16 protein-coding genes are annotated in these 15,409 nt (G+C 46.1%); 7 read left to right on the plus strand and 9 right to left on the minus strand.

Features of this window, described 5'->3' with window-relative positions; translation table 11 throughout:
- The first annotated feature begins 125 nt into the window (after positions 1-125).
- The 3 genes from ACYVGO_RS01265 to ACYVGO_RS01275 all read left to right on the plus strand — a co-directional run bounded on the left by ACYVGO_RS01265 (position 126) and on the right by ACYVGO_RS01275 (position 2,012).
- A complete protein-coding gene (locus tag ACYVGO_RS01265) occupies positions 126-998 on the plus strand; it encodes a dienelactone hydrolase family protein (protein WP_460966967.1) in 873 nt (290 codons plus the stop codon).
- Between the two features lie 149 nt (positions 999-1,147).
- Complete coding sequence (locus tag ACYVGO_RS01270; protein WP_460966968.1) at positions 1,148-1,600, plus strand: hypothetical protein; 453 nt, start codon at positions 1,148-1,150, stop codon at positions 1,598-1,600.
- A gap of 106 nt (positions 1,601-1,706) precedes the next feature.
- Positions 1,707-2,012, plus strand: coding sequence for a hypothetical protein (locus ACYVGO_RS01275; protein WP_460966970.1), 306 nt, complete (start codon positions 1,707-1,709; stop codon positions 2,010-2,012).
- Positions 2,013-2,088: 76 nt separating this feature from the next.
- On the opposite strand, the gene ACYVGO_RS01280 is transcribed toward ACYVGO_RS01275, so the two are convergent.
- On the minus strand, positions 2,089-2,520 hold the full coding sequence (locus ACYVGO_RS01280) for a gamma-glutamylcyclotransferase family protein (RefSeq protein ID WP_142776490.1): 432 nt from the start codon (positions 2,518-2,520) through the stop codon (positions 2,089-2,091).
- A 71-nt stretch (positions 2,521-2,591) separates the two neighbouring features.
- Here ACYVGO_RS01280 and ACYVGO_RS01285 point away from each other — a divergent pair, with 71 nt between their 5' ends.
- Positions 2,592-2,798 carry a hypothetical protein gene (locus ACYVGO_RS01285; protein ID WP_142776491.1) on the plus strand — a complete coding sequence of 69 codons (207 nt, stop codon included), beginning with the start codon at positions 2,592-2,594 and terminating at the stop codon, positions 2,796-2,798.
- Positions 2,799-3,025: 227 nt separating this feature from the next.
- On the plus strand, positions 3,026-4,840 hold the full coding sequence (gene typA / locus ACYVGO_RS01290; RefSeq protein WP_142776492.1) for a translational GTPase TypA: 1,815 nt from the start codon (positions 3,026-3,028) through the stop codon (positions 4,838-4,840).
- A gap of 605 nt (positions 4,841-5,445) precedes the next feature.
- Here the strand turns inward: typA and ACYVGO_RS01295 are convergent.
- The 8 genes from ACYVGO_RS01295 to ACYVGO_RS01330 form a co-directional block, all read right to left on the minus strand.
- Positions 5,446-6,078 carry a hypothetical protein gene (locus tag ACYVGO_RS01295; protein ID WP_142776494.1) on the minus strand — a complete coding sequence of 211 codons (633 nt, stop codon included), beginning with the start codon at positions 6,076-6,078 and terminating at the stop codon, positions 5,446-5,448.
- Between the two features lie 13 nt (positions 6,079-6,091).
- Positions 6,092-7,402, minus strand: coding sequence for an LVIVD repeat-containing protein (locus tag ACYVGO_RS01300; RefSeq protein WP_460966973.1), 1,311 nt, complete (start codon positions 7,400-7,402; stop codon positions 6,092-6,094).
- Between the two features lie 130 nt (positions 7,403-7,532).
- The gene (locus ACYVGO_RS01305) at positions 7,533-7,964 is read right to left on the minus strand and encodes a hypothetical protein (RefSeq protein ID WP_142776496.1); all 432 of its coding nucleotides are present in this window, start codon (positions 7,962-7,964) and stop codon (positions 7,533-7,535) included.
- 2 nt (positions 7,965-7,966) lie between these two features.
- Positions 7,967-8,404 carry an META domain-containing protein gene (locus ACYVGO_RS01310; RefSeq protein ID WP_460966975.1) on the minus strand — a complete coding sequence of 146 codons (438 nt, stop codon included), beginning with the start codon at positions 8,402-8,404 and terminating at the stop codon, positions 7,967-7,969.
- Positions 8,401-9,639 (minus strand): serpin family protein, encoded by a 1,239-nt coding sequence (locus tag ACYVGO_RS01315; protein ID WP_460966977.1) that lies wholly within the window; start codon positions 9,637-9,639, stop codon positions 8,401-8,403. Before ACYVGO_RS01315 ends, ACYVGO_RS01310 begins: the two co-directional genes overlap by 4 nt.
- 57 nt (positions 9,640-9,696) lie before the next feature.
- Entirely contained in the window at positions 9,697-10,170 is a 474-nt protein-coding gene (locus ACYVGO_RS01320; protein WP_460966979.1) for a hypothetical protein, read from the minus strand.
- 10 nt (positions 10,171-10,180) lie between these two features.
- Positions 10,181-11,794 (minus strand): hypothetical protein, encoded by a 1,614-nt coding sequence (locus ACYVGO_RS01325; RefSeq protein ID WP_460966981.1) that lies wholly within the window; start codon positions 11,792-11,794, stop codon positions 10,181-10,183.
- A gap of 3 nt (positions 11,795-11,797) precedes the next feature.
- A complete protein-coding gene (locus ACYVGO_RS01330) occupies positions 11,798-12,364 on the minus strand; it encodes an RNA polymerase sigma factor (protein WP_460966983.1) in 567 nt (188 codons plus the stop codon).
- Positions 12,365-12,696: 332 nt separating this feature from the next.
- On the opposite strand from ACYVGO_RS01330, the gene ACYVGO_RS01335 reads away from it, so the two are divergent.
- Both ACYVGO_RS01335 and ACYVGO_RS01340 read left to right on the plus strand, forming a co-directional pair.
- On the plus strand, positions 12,697-13,554 hold the full coding sequence (locus ACYVGO_RS01335) for a sugar phosphate isomerase/epimerase family protein (RefSeq protein ID WP_460966984.1): 858 nt from the start codon (positions 12,697-12,699) through the stop codon (positions 13,552-13,554).
- 74 nt (positions 13,555-13,628) lie between these two features.
- A partial coding sequence (locus ACYVGO_RS01340; protein WP_460966986.1) for a PVC-type heme-binding CxxCH protein occupies positions 13,629-15,409 on the plus strand: 1,781 nt, incomplete at its 3' end.

Raw genomic sequence — 15,409 nt, forward strand, 5'->3', positions numbered from 1 at the left:
TCAATTGTGTGTATTTACATCAATATTGGGTAAGTTGTATGTCAATTGACAATAATTCCTCCTTTCGCACTTAACTAATTCCATTTACAAGCAGTTACCCTAATCAATTAACCATCACATACCCTATGAAAATTGTATTCATTACTGGATTATCCTTTTTTATGTCGCTGTTTTCATATCTGAAACCAGCGCAACCTCAGGAAACGGCTATACCCATCTGCCATGCACCTGCTACCGATTCGCCAGGTAACGACATGTCGGCAATGGCTGCTGATCCTGCTTTCCAGCGATTACACGAAGCTCCCCTACCCTTTACGTACACGGGCGCTGGCGAAATGATTAAGTTTTCAACACCCGACGGTCAATCGGCAAACGGGTTTTTGTTGAAAGCTAAAAAGCCATCGAACAAATGGCTGCTGGTGTATCAGGAATGGTGGGGGCTAAACGACAATATCAAACAGCAGTCGGAAACGTTCTATAATGACTTGAAGGACGTTAACGTGCTGGCGGTTGATATGTATGATGGCAAAGTAGCTACCGAACCAGCCGAAGCAGGAAAACTAATGCAAGGGGCTAACAAAGAACGGCTCACTAGTATTCAGAAAGGCGCCATTGCGTACGCTGGTCCTAAAGCTGAATTTGCCAGTGTTGGCTGGTGTTTCGGCGGTATGCTATCCCTTCAATCTGCTATGCTGGAAGGTAAACAGGCAAAAGGTTGCATCATGTACTACGGTCGGCCGGAGCAGGATGTTGAGAAACTTAAAACGCTGGACACGGACGTATTGGGCTTTTTTGGTAGCCAGGATAAAGGGATTACACCCGAGTCTGTAAAGGCATTCGAAGAGAATATGGCGAAAGCAGGTGAAAAGGTGACGGTAAAAATGTATGACGCCGGACACGGCTTTGCCAACCCAAGTAATCCGGTCTATAATAAAGAAGCGGCAGCCGATGCTTATAAGCTGGCTTTAGCGTACCTAAAAGATAAATTGAAAGCGTAAATAATAGCGTATTTCATTCGGTAAAAGGCTGGCTACTGTTTAGTGGTCAGCCTTTTAATTAAACTTTAACCGCTTTCTTCTCGTTTTCATTAAACGCAATGGTATATCGTTTGTCTAACCTACAAATTGAGCAAAAACTCATTAAGGCGATGAAAACGATAAAATGGAGTGGCGTTCTAGCTGGCCTGTTATTAGGGGTGGCTACTGTTAGTTTTGGACAGTACGGACCAGGTAATGGCTATGGTCAGGTTTATCCAAATGGAAATGGTTGCAATCCATCCTACCCCAATGGGAATGGTTATGGCCAGAATTACCCAAATCAGGGGTATCCAAATGGATATAACAATGGCTACGGTCAGGCCTACCCGAACGGGTATGGTCAGGCTTATCCCAACAACGGTTATAACCAGTACGGGCAAGCCTATCCTGTTCAACCACAGGTTGTAATTGTACCACCACGAGTAGTTATTGCTCCTCCGGTTGTATATGCTCCTCCAGTTGTTGTTCGTCCATATGCAAATTATGGCTATGGTTACGGCGGTGGCCGTGGTGGATACGGCGGAGGTTATGGTGGTCATGGCCGCGGTGGCCATCGCTGGTAAATAAATTGAGTTAGAATAAACGTTTGGATTAACCAGCTCTCAATCAGCTTCGGTTAATCCAAATGGCAGTTAAATGGTTCAACAGTTAATCTTTAAACGAAAAGTCATGAAAACGATAAAACTCATGCCTTTACTAGCGGCTGGCTTACTAGTCGTTATGATGGCAAGTTGTGGACCGGCTTATGTAAGTACCGGTGTTGGTTACGGTCCAAGACCTTATTATGGGTATGGTAATCCATATGGGTATGGTTACGCTCGCCCTTACGGCTATTATAGGCCACCTGTAGTGGTTCGGCCCGCTCCTCGTTATTATGCCCCTGCACCTCGTTATTATGGCGGTAGCCCTAACGCCCGCCGTGGGTATGGCGGTGGCGGTTATAGTGGTGGCGGTCGTTCTCGCGGACCACGTTAAGTTATTGAAATAGAAGCCTATAAAAAATCATCGACTTAGATTAGTCGATGATTTTTTTATGATCAATAAAACTTTATCAGGCAGGCGATTTATAGGGGTCGCCCATGTGTTTCGAATAATCGCCGGATTCGATTAGTGGTTTATCGTCGGTTGAAAGATTGTATAAATAAACCCAGCAGTCGGTTGTCGCATCATTAAACTGAACAGGAACAATTGCCCGGATAAATTCGGTGGGTTGTTCAAAATCCTCACCTACCCCTTCGTAATAATCGAGATAGGTCAGAATTGCTGATTTCTGATTGCTAATATTGAAAACTGTGCCATGCACCTGGGTAATGCTGGCCTCATTGTAAATCGCACCTGGGTAGCTACCCATATCGAAAGCCTGCCCTTTAAATAGGCCTTCGCCAACATTACGACCCCGTTGTCGCAGGTATTGGGCAAACGTATTATCGAAAGGAGGGCGAAGTGTGCCGTAAACAATCAGAAAATCAGGGTTGTTCGTCATTAAATAAATATCGCTGGCAGGTGGACGAAAGTAGTTAAATTTGCCGTTAATAGATAAAACAGGGTTCAACAATGAAAAAGACGCAAGTATTTCTGATGATAGTCGCATCGCTGATGCTGATTGATGTGCCCGTCCAAACCCTGGCATCTACTAGTACTGCTAAGACGAACGTTTCGGCTATTGGTCGTAAACGAAAAGGTTATAAACCCCGGCGCGGTGGCCTGTTCAATACCGGTCTCTTCCGAAAGAAAAATCCTTGCGGTTGCCCGAATCATTAAGCAACCAGTAAGAAATTGTATTTATATCAGAGTCAGGCCCTTAGATGGGCCTTTTTTCGTTTAAATAGTTGTAAAAATCTGTGTTTCAGCGTAATTTTTCGTACCTTTGCAGAAAAATTGACCAGGATTTAAGGGACTGATGGATTTAACAGATTTCGTGTTTTACGAAGCCAATAAACAAAATCCAGTATATCCTTTAATCAGCTAAATCCCGGTTCAGAACCTGTATGCAATCAATTCGCAATATAGCAATCATCGCCCACGTTGACCACGGCAAAACGACTCTGGTTGACAAAATTATTCACGCGTCAAAGCTCTTTCGGGATAATCAGGAATTCGGCGACCTGATTTTGGATAACAATGACCTGGAGCGTGAGCGGGGCATTACCATCGTATCGAAAAACGTATCGGTACGTTACAAAGATGTTAAAATCAACATCATTGATACACCAGGCCACAGTGATTTCGGTGGTGAGGTTGAGCGTGTGCTGAAAATGGCCGATGGCGTTTGTTTATTGGTCGATGCCTTTGAAGGCGCAATGCCCCAAACGCGTTTTGTACTAGGCAAAGCACTTCAATTAGGGCTAAAGCCTATTGTAATCGTAAACAAGGTCGATAAAGAAAACTGCCGTCCCGATGAGGTGCATGAGCAGGTTTTCGATCTTATGTTCAACCTGGGCGCTACCGAAGACCAACTGGATTTCCCGACCGTGTATGGCTCGTCGAAACAAGGATGGATGGGACCAGATTGGAAAACTCCAACCGACAATATTACCTACCTTCTCGATACAATCGTTGAGCATATTCAGCCAGCTGCAATGAACGAAGGTATGCCGCAAATGCAGATTACCTCGCTCGACTATTCAACTTTTGTTGGTCGGATTGCCATCGGCCGTGTACACCGGGGAACGCTGAAAGAAGGCGCGAATATGGCACTTATCAAGGCAGATGGTTCGGTGAAAAAAGTGAAAATCAAAGAACTTCAATCGTTTGAAGGTCTTGGTAAAGTGAAAGTAGCCGAAGTTGCCTGTGGTGATATTTGTGCGGTTACAGGTCTGGAAGAGTTTGAAATTGGCGATACGCTGACTGACATTGAAAACCCGGAAGCACTCCCCCGTATTTCGGTGGATGAGCCAACGATGAACATGTTGTTCACGATCAACAACTCGCCGTTTTTTGGCAAAGAAGGTAAGTTCGTAACCTCACGTCACTTACGTGACCGGTTATACAAAGAAATTGAGAAGAACTTGGCTCTCCGTGTTGAAAACACAGATAGCGAAGACCGCTTCCTCGTATATGGCCGTGGTATTCTTCACTTGTCGGTTCTGATTGAAACGATGCGCCGGGAAGGTTATGAATTGCAGGTTGGCCAGCCTCAGGTTCTTTACAAAGAAGATGAGAATGGTCGCAAATTAGAGCCAATCGAAACCCTCGTTGTAGATGTACCGGAAGAGACTGCCGGAAAGGTTATCGAATTAGCGACGCAACGGAAAGGCGAACTGCTGATTATGGAACCTAAAGGTGATTTACAACACCTTGAGTTCGATATCCCTTCGCGTGGATTGATTGGTCTGCGGTCAAATGTTCTGACGGCTACGTTCGGAGAGGCTGTTATGAGCCACCGATTCAAAGAGTATCAAGAGTTTAAAGGCGCAATTCCAGAACGGATTAACGGTTCATTGATCTCGATGACCAGCGGTTCGGCTACGGCTTATTCGATCGATAAACTTCAGGATCGGGGATCGTTCTTTATAGAACCGGGTGATGAAATTTATACGGGCCAGGTAATAGGTGAGCATAACCGTCAGAACGACATTGTTGTCAACGTGATAACAGCGAAGCAGTTAACGAACATGCGGGCTTCTGGTTCAGATAATAACGTGAAGATTGCCCCTAAAATCTCATTCTCTCTCGAAGAGAATATGGAATATATTCAGAAGGATGAGTATCTGGAGGTGACACCAAAGTCGATGCGAATTCGTAAAATCTACCTGGACGAGAACGAGCGCAAGCGGAATCAGAACAAGTTCGTGATGGCTTAATTATCAAGCGCACGAAATCCTAATGTTTCGATACAAAAAATCCCCACTGAGTGCTCAGTGGGGATTTTTTGTATCGAGAAATAGAGACGTCATTTACTACTAAGAAGTGAACGATCTAAGCGAAAGGCATAAACCGATTGTGTTTTAAGCGAAAGGGTCATTGGTTTAGCTAAAGAAGCCGGGTTCACCAACGTGGATTTTGACGTCATATATTCTGTTTGTCTACGTGCCTGGTAATATCCAGCAATAAACAGTGTGCCACCTATGACAGCTACAGTGATCTTTTTCATAACTATTGTTTCTCGCCTATCAAGGCTAATTCTGTATTAATGCGGTAGGAGATCGCTAACTTGTTGAAACCTCCTGCCAATTTATGGGTTATATGACCAGTTTCTACTTACCTTTTATTGTGCGGTTCAGTTACATATACACGCACTAGTATTAAGACTATAAAAGGCCACCTCAGGTTACAGGTGTTCACTAATTATTTATGAATCTTAACTAGTGAAGGACGCATAAAGTAAAAGCCTATCAGTGTTTTTAAGCGTAGTGGAGTCAGAAGTCTGATGATGTTTTTCATGTGTTGACGTTGTTAGTTGATTCGATTAAAAACTAAATCCCATTCTAAAAAATAGCCTGTTATACGACCGGGTTTCTATTTGCGATAAAACCTGAACACCGTCAACCGCAGCTACTTGCTTTGCTTCCTGATGTTTGTACCCTGCACTGATCAGAAATCCAGTTCCGTTGCCCTTGTTTATTCGAAGGCCAAGGCCCGGACTCCATAACCAACCTCCTTTCAGCTCACTGCCATGTGGATTGGGACCCGCAATAGCGTAACCGCTTTCTAGAGAATAAAAAGGTGTTAATCGTTTCGTTCTCCCAAAAAGATCACCCTGGATAGCAGCAGCTATTGGCAGAAAAGCTGAATTGTTATAGTAATCAACACCCAAAGACAATCCCGTAACAAGCTGAGGCCGCAGTGTATAACCCATGAACGCATGAATTGTTAGACCTATACGGTTGCCTTCGCCCCGAATTGGGGAATAATTATAGTAGTTCGGAGAATATATATAATCTCCATAATAAGGGTAAACGTTGGGCTGGTCGGGACGCACCCGGCCTGCCTGAATACCCATCTGTACCGTTGTTCGCCAGGGGCTTGTTTTTGTTGGTTCTGTTTGCGCATGTGCAAACGCAGCGAGCAGACAAAAAAATAGGCAAGTAATTGTTTTCATGGTGATGGAAAGGTTAGTTAGGCCGACTGGCATCAATTTTACTCAATAACCGAAGGTTGGTGGGGTTGGAGTAGTCATACTGATACAGTCCATCTTTACCAATCGTTAACAATGTTTTCGACATTGGAATGACATCGAACGCATTGACATTGGCAAAGGTTTGCCGGGCTTTTAAATCAAGTGGATTCGACGCATCAAAGACACTTAATCCTTTATTCCCTTGGCAGACAAATAGCGTTGGGTAGTCGATACCAAGCCCGTAAGGTGTTTCAATAGGATAAGTTTTAGCAACTCGAGGAGCTGTCAGATTGCTAATGTCAATTACATCGAGTACGTCCTGCGTACCAGCTACTCCACAAGTACTGGTACCTCGTAATGTAACATAGGCATAATTTTCATGCACGACAACCGGATCACAGGAACGAACATGCGAAAATGCCGATAGTTGTTTAGGCTCAGCAGGATTAACGATATCGTAGATATACATGCCCGTAGTCGTGCCGATAAACAGATTAGTCCGGTACGGAAAAATCGTTTCAACATTCCAGTTTAGCGTAACTGTTTTGCCCTTTGCTGGTTTTGCTGGTTCTGTGATATCGAATAATTGTAGTGATGAGTTATTTACTACATAAAGCTGATTGTTTGTAATGGCAAACCGGGCCATGGAACCACCTGTACCTGTTGTTGGAGCTGTGGGCGCATTTGCACCCTTGTTACTACTGTAAGCTACATCTGCAAACGCAAAGCTTTCATAATATCTCCCAAACCAGGCAATTGGCACTAAATAAGGTAGTACGTTGAATGATCCCTCGCAATCGGTTTTGACCGTTTCGGTTGCTATTTCCTCGCGCTGATCATAAATCTTCATGTTTTGTTTGTCGTACGACCAGTACGTACGGCCTACTGTGCCATTTACAAAGCCCGTTTCGGTTCGGTTGACCTCTTTAATCGCTGTTGGGTTGCTGATGTCCAGGGCAACCAGATCAATGTAACTGTCGGCGTAGAGAATATTGTCCCGAACCGCGATGTCCACATTTCCCGGAATGGTAAGGAATGAAATGGCTCTTGGATTAGCTGGATTGCTGTTGTCAAAAACGTGAATTCCCTTTTTGACTTCCACAATAAATAAATACTGGTCTTTGATGTAGAGCTTTCCGGGTTCGACCAGCGATTGGGGGGCGCCTGATGAAACCGCCTGTCGCAAATCGGAAAGGGGCAGTTGCACGGACGTGTATTTTCGATAGGTTCTTGTCTGTTCGCAGTTGTCGGTGCAACTGGTCAGGTAGAGCAAGGATAGAACAAGGGCTAATAAATTTGCTTTCATATAAGCTCATAGTTATAGGATAAAACAATGAGCCTAAAGCGCTTAGAAACGTTGGAACGGGGCAAAAATAAAATTGCCCGGCTGTCTTCTTACGGCCGGGCAATCCTGATCTTACACAAAAAGGGGCAATTTATTGTCGTTTATATGCATATGTTGACCCGTCGGCAATGACGGCTCCCTGTGGAATGCGTTCCGATAAATAGAGTGTCGTTTCTGCCATCCGAAATGATTGCTGAGTAGTGTCTTTGTGAAAGTAGATAATGCCTTCAGTACTGCCACCGTTTGGAAATGACAATCCATATTGACTGTCCAGAATAGGTAGCCCATTGCGAACCTGCCGGAAATTTCCTCCTTCTACCGCGCCATTAAACGATACCGTTTCCGAATAACCTGCTTCGGCAGCAGTAACCGTCTTCTGCGACAGGCCGTAGGTAATCGTCGTTAACGTCCAGTCGCCAACCAGAGGTGATGGCGGGAAAACACAGCCACAAATCCGTTTTTCGCAGCTGAACACAAGTAAAATCAGAAAAACCGTAAAGGGAATGAGCCGTAAGCCTTTCATAATCAATTAATTCTTTTGAATGTTAGTAAATGAGGTAGGCTGCCTCCATGGTATATAAGAAGCTGGTTTGCAGTCGGCAATTCATAGCGGACAGTGGCTTTCAAGTTTGTGAAGTAGGTTTGCTCAAATTGCATCGCAGCGGGAGATCCTGCTAGTTTCGTACTTCCCAACTGATCCGCCAGCATCATGCCGTCGATAGCGGCAAACAAATTCAGATTGTATTCATTGACAGCTGATTTACCACTCGCTTTAAATGAGGTGATATCGTGCGGTGGATTATCGGTATCCAGGGCAAAAGTTAAGGTCACTGCGTAGGTTGAATCGGGGCCAACGAGCTGCCATGTCCCGATCAGCTGCGCTATTTTGGGCGCTAGTTCGGGTTCAGATTGGCGGCATTGACTCAGTACAAACAGCAGGCAGATGAACACGAAACCTCTCATGAATTACTTGTTTTAGTGGGGTCGGCAATTTTGCCTACAAATAGAATAGTGCCTGTTGTTTTTTCGTGAATGACGAACACAAAAGGACGGTTGCAGAGCGTTGGTATCGGCATCGACGTTACTGAAATACCGCCCGTCGTTACAGCAGCAGCTTCGGTTCCTGTTTCATCCACTGCTACAAAGGTATTTTGTTTTACAAAGCTAAGCGTTAAACCACCTTGCTTGTTGATATTAGTGAAATCTGCGGCATCCGTAAAAGCGGTGGGCATACCAAGAACACTCAGTTCCTTGTTTAGCTTGATATCATAATTCAGCGTAAACTTTGGCAGGCCAATGTCAATCGTACCGGCAGTCATTGCCTGTTGTAACTGTGTCCACTCAGTACTGGTTAAATTATTGATTAAGGCTTCTGCGGTTGAGTTCTCGGCTGGTAGCAGAACCGTCATCGCAAATTTATCAGAGCCATACGGCAGTTCAAAAGCTGTATAGGTTGGTCGGAAAGCACGGTTTAATTCGGTATTGAGCCGCATCATACGCACGGTTGTGGTTGCGCCTGATGCCAGTTTGAAGGGAGAATCAATTGTCTGTTCTGCTTTGAACTGGGTTTTCCAATTGCCCTTGAAATACAGAGCGTTCATTAGAAACATGACATTATCGGGCTGAATCTGATCAAGCACTTTCGGAATCTTACCATTGGTTTTCTGGCTGGCCCAACCGTTAATTTTGCCCACAGTAGCCGGGTCATTGAAGTCCAGCGCAGATACGTCCGCTTTGAACGACTGTTTTAGTAAATCCTGAAAGGGAGTTTCGACAGAGAACGTGTTTCGATACCAAACGGAGTTCGCCAATGTTAGTGTCACTTCGGGATCTACGCCGGGTAGGTTCTCCATTAGATTCTGATATGTTTTATTGGCTTCTGTCAGTGTTTGGGCATCTAGCTTCAATGTTTTCTGAATCTCCTGGGCTGTTTGCCCATTCGCTCCGTTCAGAATCATGCCTAGTGCGATATGCAGGCTCAGCGGTGAAATAAAGACGTTTTTTGCCTGACCTTCCTCGGCAATTACTTGTTTTGAGATATCAAACGCGAACTGAGATGTTTTATCCGCAAAAGGGGCTGATACTCGCAATTCGCTGGCCGTGCTCGGTGGGGTTACCGTTGCATTCTGACAGCTAATCGCCGTGAGACCAACACCCGTAACAACGGCTAATAAGCTTGAAAAAAGGGTCGTTTTCATAACACAATTCATTAGGAAAGCTAAATGAATTAGATAAACGCCAACTCATTTAGAAAATCACTTACATTCACTAAAAGCGTTTCGTTGGTTGCGCAAACCAGTTACCAGCGACTCGAATCCGGGAATGGTCTCGCCAACTGGAAATGTAACCCGGTGCTTTTGCTCCCCTACCTGTAGTTCTATAAACTCGGCCCCACCATCCGCACAATCTGGGCAGCCCAGTACAGCAGGCTGTTGATTGAACGAGGCCAGATTCACACTTGCTTTCAATGCGATCCAGTCAGCCGCGCTTATAGTTGATTGACAACTTTGGGCCGCAGCTTGTGATCGAGCACCCTTGTGCGTGAGTGTTACATGGGTGCCATTGAATACGTACTCACGTATGCAGTACTCACCGGCACACATCCCAAAAGCTGTTCCCGTACGAATGGTCAACGTATCGGTAAGATCATCTGCGGTTTGGGGCGTTAGCCGGGTTTGACAGTGGCCAAAACCAATGATAAGCAATATGACAACCGCAATTGACTTCATATCGGAAAGATCAAAAATGATAGTCAACGCCAAAACTCATACCTGCCGAAGTGGGACGACTAAGTACCTGTGAATCAGATTGAGTGCCTAATCCTAACGATGGCTGATACATACCCGCTAACGAAGCAGACCATTGAGGGGAAGGCCGATAGCGGAACCTTGCCCCCATGGTAGCGGCTAACGACAGAGGCCGATAGACACCATCCTTTGCGGTAACCACCACCTCATTGCCAACCGTATTACGGACGAAAATATTAGTAATTAGTCCACCTAATAAGGCCAAACTGAGCCGTTTACGAGGCCGCAGCTGATACCCAACCTGTAAGGGCACCTGCATATACTGATAATCGTTTGTCAGCACTTGTCGGGTCGATGTATAGGATTGTTGATAGGCGCTGTTGGCAACATTAGTATAGCTTGGCTGAGCAGCAAGCATATCTCCACTGTGCATACTGCTCCGTAACGCATCTCCATAGACAGTGCCCGACGTTGTGCTTCGGGCAACGATGGCCACTAACGAAGCGTTCGGTAAGAGGGCGGGCGTTTCAACCGTAGAACGACCTGACAAATACCCAATACCCGACTCTACTGACCAGTGTTCGGTTAGTTGAACCCCCGCTCCTGCCTGATAGGCCACCGAAAAATTGGCGTGGCTGCTAACCGCTGAATTAGTCTGAGTGTTTTTTAGGGCATCCATACTTGCATAACTATTACCAGAAACCGACGTAGTTTGTACGGATACCATTGGATTGAAGGCACCGGGCATCACACTCGCCGACGCCCAGACATCGCGGGGCTGGTGTTTCGATTTAAGTGCTTCTGGTTTCAGAGGTAACTCTTCTGGACGAAACCAGACGATCCGATGAATCTGGCCTAACTTTCGAAAATGCAACGATTTTCCTGTAAGTGGCTCAAATCTAACCGGTTGGATGACCTGAGCGGAGGCTACTGTTGATTCTACTGAACGAGCATAAGAAAACGAACTAGCCGGGATAGAGCTAGTAGCCGAGGTTGACGGCCGAAATTCATTGGTAGTGGCTGTTGTTACGGATGCGCGCCCGATGGTCATTGCGGCAAGCTGGTCGCTTAATTCCGTTGGTTTTTGACCGGGCTTCCCTAGTTGCTCTGCCAATGTCTCATCCGTTTGGGTAACTATAGAAGGCATTAGTGCTAGGTTGCCTGTAGCGGGCTGAGACTTCACCGAAAGTCCACTCAACTTCTGGGAAGATGCAACCATTGGTGACGATTGGGACTGTGATTTACTTACCTCCGAAGTTACTGGGTTAAGAGATTTTATTCCTCCATCCGTTGCTTGCGGTGGTAACGGTTTTGCCTGTTGTACTACAGAACGTGATAAGTTATGGGTTACCTGTTGAGTACCAGCCCACCAGCCAATCAATAACAACGTTACCGCGGCCGCTACACCCATCCCCCAGGCAAGCGGTCGTGACGAAATCAGGCCCATTCCCCAGAGCGGAATTATTTTCGTGTCATTAGACTGATCTAACCGACGCTCAATAGAATCCCACACCCGGAGTGGAGGTGTCTCGGCGGCCTCATCGAATGCCTTCCGCCAAAAATCGTCCGGTCTATTTTTATCTAATTCGTCCATCTTCGTTATCATTCATCATAGGTGGCCTTCGGCAGGATACCCATTGGCAACTCGTTTATCGGCTTGTAGTTTTTGTTGCAACAGACCCCTTGCACGGGCGTATTGTGATTTAGACGTTCCTTCTGCAATGTCAAGCAGTTCGGCAATTTCTGGGTGGTTATACCCTTCTATCGCGTATAAGTTAAACACGGTACGGCAACCGGGTGGTAGCTCCTGAATCAGTTGCAGCAAATATTTATAATTGAGTGCTGGCAAACTTTCGTCGGCCTGCGGTAATATCGGAGCCAATTCCTGTACGTCGCTGGTATGCTCCCAGGGCTTTTGTTTTCGTAACGACTTCAGGGCCGTATTGATCACCACGCGCTTTAGCCAGGCCTCTAACGGGCATTCAAATCGGAATGAGTCGATATGCTGATAGATCTTCACAAATGAGTCCTGCAACACGTCTTCGGCCTCGTCTGGGTCTTTTATATACCGTTTACAAACGACAAAGAGCTTCCCGGCAAACCGCTCATAGAGCTGTCGCTGCACAATTCGGTCCTGCCGTCGGCAACCTTCGACTAATTCGTATTCATCCTGCATAGCAACGTTGACAACCCTATGACCTCAATCACGAACAAACCGTTGGAAGCTCGCGCAAAAATTTCTGTATTCTTACTGCAATTATATACCTTCTACGATTATTAATGCCGTATAATAGAACGCTGATTATTATGATACCGGGTAGCTGGTGCAATTAAGATGAGTAGGATTGCCTTTGCTCTGTCGTAGAGTCATGATCTTATCGTTATATTTTTTCATAATAAAATATGGTTTATGTTGTCAAAACCTGCGTAAATCATAACAATCATAAAAATCCGCGTTCTATTGATAGATACGTACCTTTGATAAAATCCCTTTCCTGATAAAAACGTATGAATCGTCGGAATGCGTTACGGTACTCGCTGGGCGTTGGGCTATCTACTTTAGTGTATCCGGTCTTTGCTCGTTCATTGACTGCTAAAAGTCGGTTCCACATTGGAGCCTGTGATTGGTCCATTGGCCCGGCTGGTGACATAAATTCATTTAAGGTTGCCAAACAGATCGGGTTGGATGGTGTACAGCTTAGCTTAAATACCAAAGCAGACCATGAACTACTTCGCCGACCCGAAACGCAACGTGCGTTTAAGGAAGCAGCTAAACAGGCAGGAGTGGCCATAGGAGGTCTGGCAATTGGTTTGCTAAATGAAATTCCTTACAAATCCGATGCGCGAACAGAGCAGTGGGTGCAGGATAGTGTTGATGTAGCACATGCGTTGGGGGTAAAAAATGTACTCCTGGCGTTTTTCAGTAATAACGATCTTCGCAATGATCCTAAAGGGACTCAGGTTGTTATTGACCGATTAAAGGCTGTTGCCCCCAAAGCGGAGAAAGCAGGCGTGGTGTTAGGTATCGAATCGTGGCTATCGGCATCTGAGCATATTGCTATTCTGGATGCGGTGGGTTCTTCTGCAGTGCAGGTTTATTACGATGTCTGCAACTCATCTGTGATGGGTTATCCTATTTTTGACGAAATTCGAACGCTGGGCAAATCCCGTATCTGCGAAATTCACCTGAAAGAAAACGATCATTTGCTGGGCCAGGGGATTGTTGATTTACAGAAAGTGCGGCAGGTACTGGATGAAATTGGCTATACGGGCTGGCTACAGATTGAAGGGGCTATTCCTAAAGGCAAGCCAATGCTGGAAAGTTATATCGAAAATAATAAGACTGTTCGATCACTGTTTGGTTGACTATGTATTGCTTGGAGGCCGAAATTGTTCTTTCGGCATCAGAACCTATTGAATCAGGAATCTTGACATAACGAATGAAAACGATTTTTTCGTTGAATCCCTTCGCACTCACAACCGTTGGTTTTCTCTATCTGGCAGGGCAAACGTTCCAACCCAGTTCCCAACTGGGCTTGCCGTCGGGTGTTGATCCAACTCAGCAACACCGTGCTGTGTCCATCGCTGATTCGAATACGCTTTACCTGCCCCAGGATCTTGAAGCAACTCTCTGGGCGGAGGCTCCGATGTTCTACAATCCAACGAATATAGACATCGATGCCAGAGGCCGGGTTTGGATTACGGAAGCCGTTAATTATCGCAAATTCAACAACAAGCCAGAAAGCCGACTCGACCATCCGGAAGGCGAGCGCATCATGATTCTAGAAGATACCAATGGGGATGGTAAAGCCGACGATAGTAAAGTCTTTGTCACAGATCCCGATCTGGTGTCGCCACTTGGTATTGCCGTTATTGGCAACCGAGTCATTGTATCCTGTTCGCCCAATCTGGTCATCTATACCGACGAAAATGGGGATGATAAAGCGGATAAAAAAGAAATTATGCTAACCGGTTTTGGTGGCTTAGACCATGACCATGCGCTTCACGCCGTGGTGGCTGGCCCCGATGGCAAATATTACTTCAATACCGGGAATGCTGGCCCGCATGTAGTAACCGACACGGATGGCTGGACGCTTCGGTCAGGCAGTTTATACGTAGGCGGAACCCCTTACAATAAAGCGAATCATGGTAGTCAGGTCAGTGATGATGGTCGGATCTGGACGGGTGGTATGGCGTTACGGGTTAATTCTGATGGATCGGGATTGAAAGTAATGGCCCATAATTTTCGGAATAACTACGAAGTTGCGCTGGATTCGTATGGCAACATGTGGCAGAACGATAATGACGATCAGGTAGTTGCGTGCCGGACGAGTTGGTTAATGGAAGGTGCTAATGCGGGTTATTTCAGCGGAGATGGTACCCGATACTGGCAGGCCGATCAACGGCCTGGGCAGACGATTCCGGTAGCACACTGGCATCAGGAAGATCCCGGCGTTATGCCTGTTGGTGATATCTCGGGTGCTGGTTCACCCACAGGGATGGTCGTGTACGAAGGCGATGAACTTGGGCCACAATACCGGGGAATGGTGTTGAGTGCCGAAGCCGGCCGGAATGTAATTTTTGGCTACAAACCAGAGGTTTCCGGGGCCGGCTATCGTATGCCACGCACCGATTTTATTAGCTCTTTCCCCGAAGTAGATCCTAACTACAAATGGGATGCAGTGAGCAACGATAGCCGAAAATGGTTCAGGCCAAGTGATGTTGCTGTTGGGCCAGATGGAGCCCTGTATATTGCCGATTGGTATGATCCCGTGGTGGGTGGACACCAAATGCAGGATCATAAAGGGTATGGGCGAATTTATCGGATCACGCCCAAAGGTAAAAACCTGAAAATTCCGAAAATAGACCTGCGCTCAACACAGGGACAAATTGCTGCCCTTCTGAATCCAGCGGTTAATGTCAGAATGCTGGGGTTTGAGGCCTTGCGTGAACAGGGTGAAAAAGCCGTAGAGCCAGTTATGGCGCTTTTGACATCATCAAACCAATATCATCGGGCGCGGGCTATTTTCCTGCTGGCCCAATTGGGGGCTGAGGGGCAGTTTGAAGTTGAACGACTCTTGAAGGCCGTTGATGCGCCTGTTCGTATTGCGGCCCTGCGAGCGCTACGCAGCATTACTCCCGAAAACTCCAAATCGATTCCTGCGCTTACCGCTTCCCAAAAAGCCTTATTGCCGTTACTTGGTAATCTGGCAACGGATCG

The sequence above is a fragment of the Spirosoma migulaei genome (genome assembly GCF_054776855.1).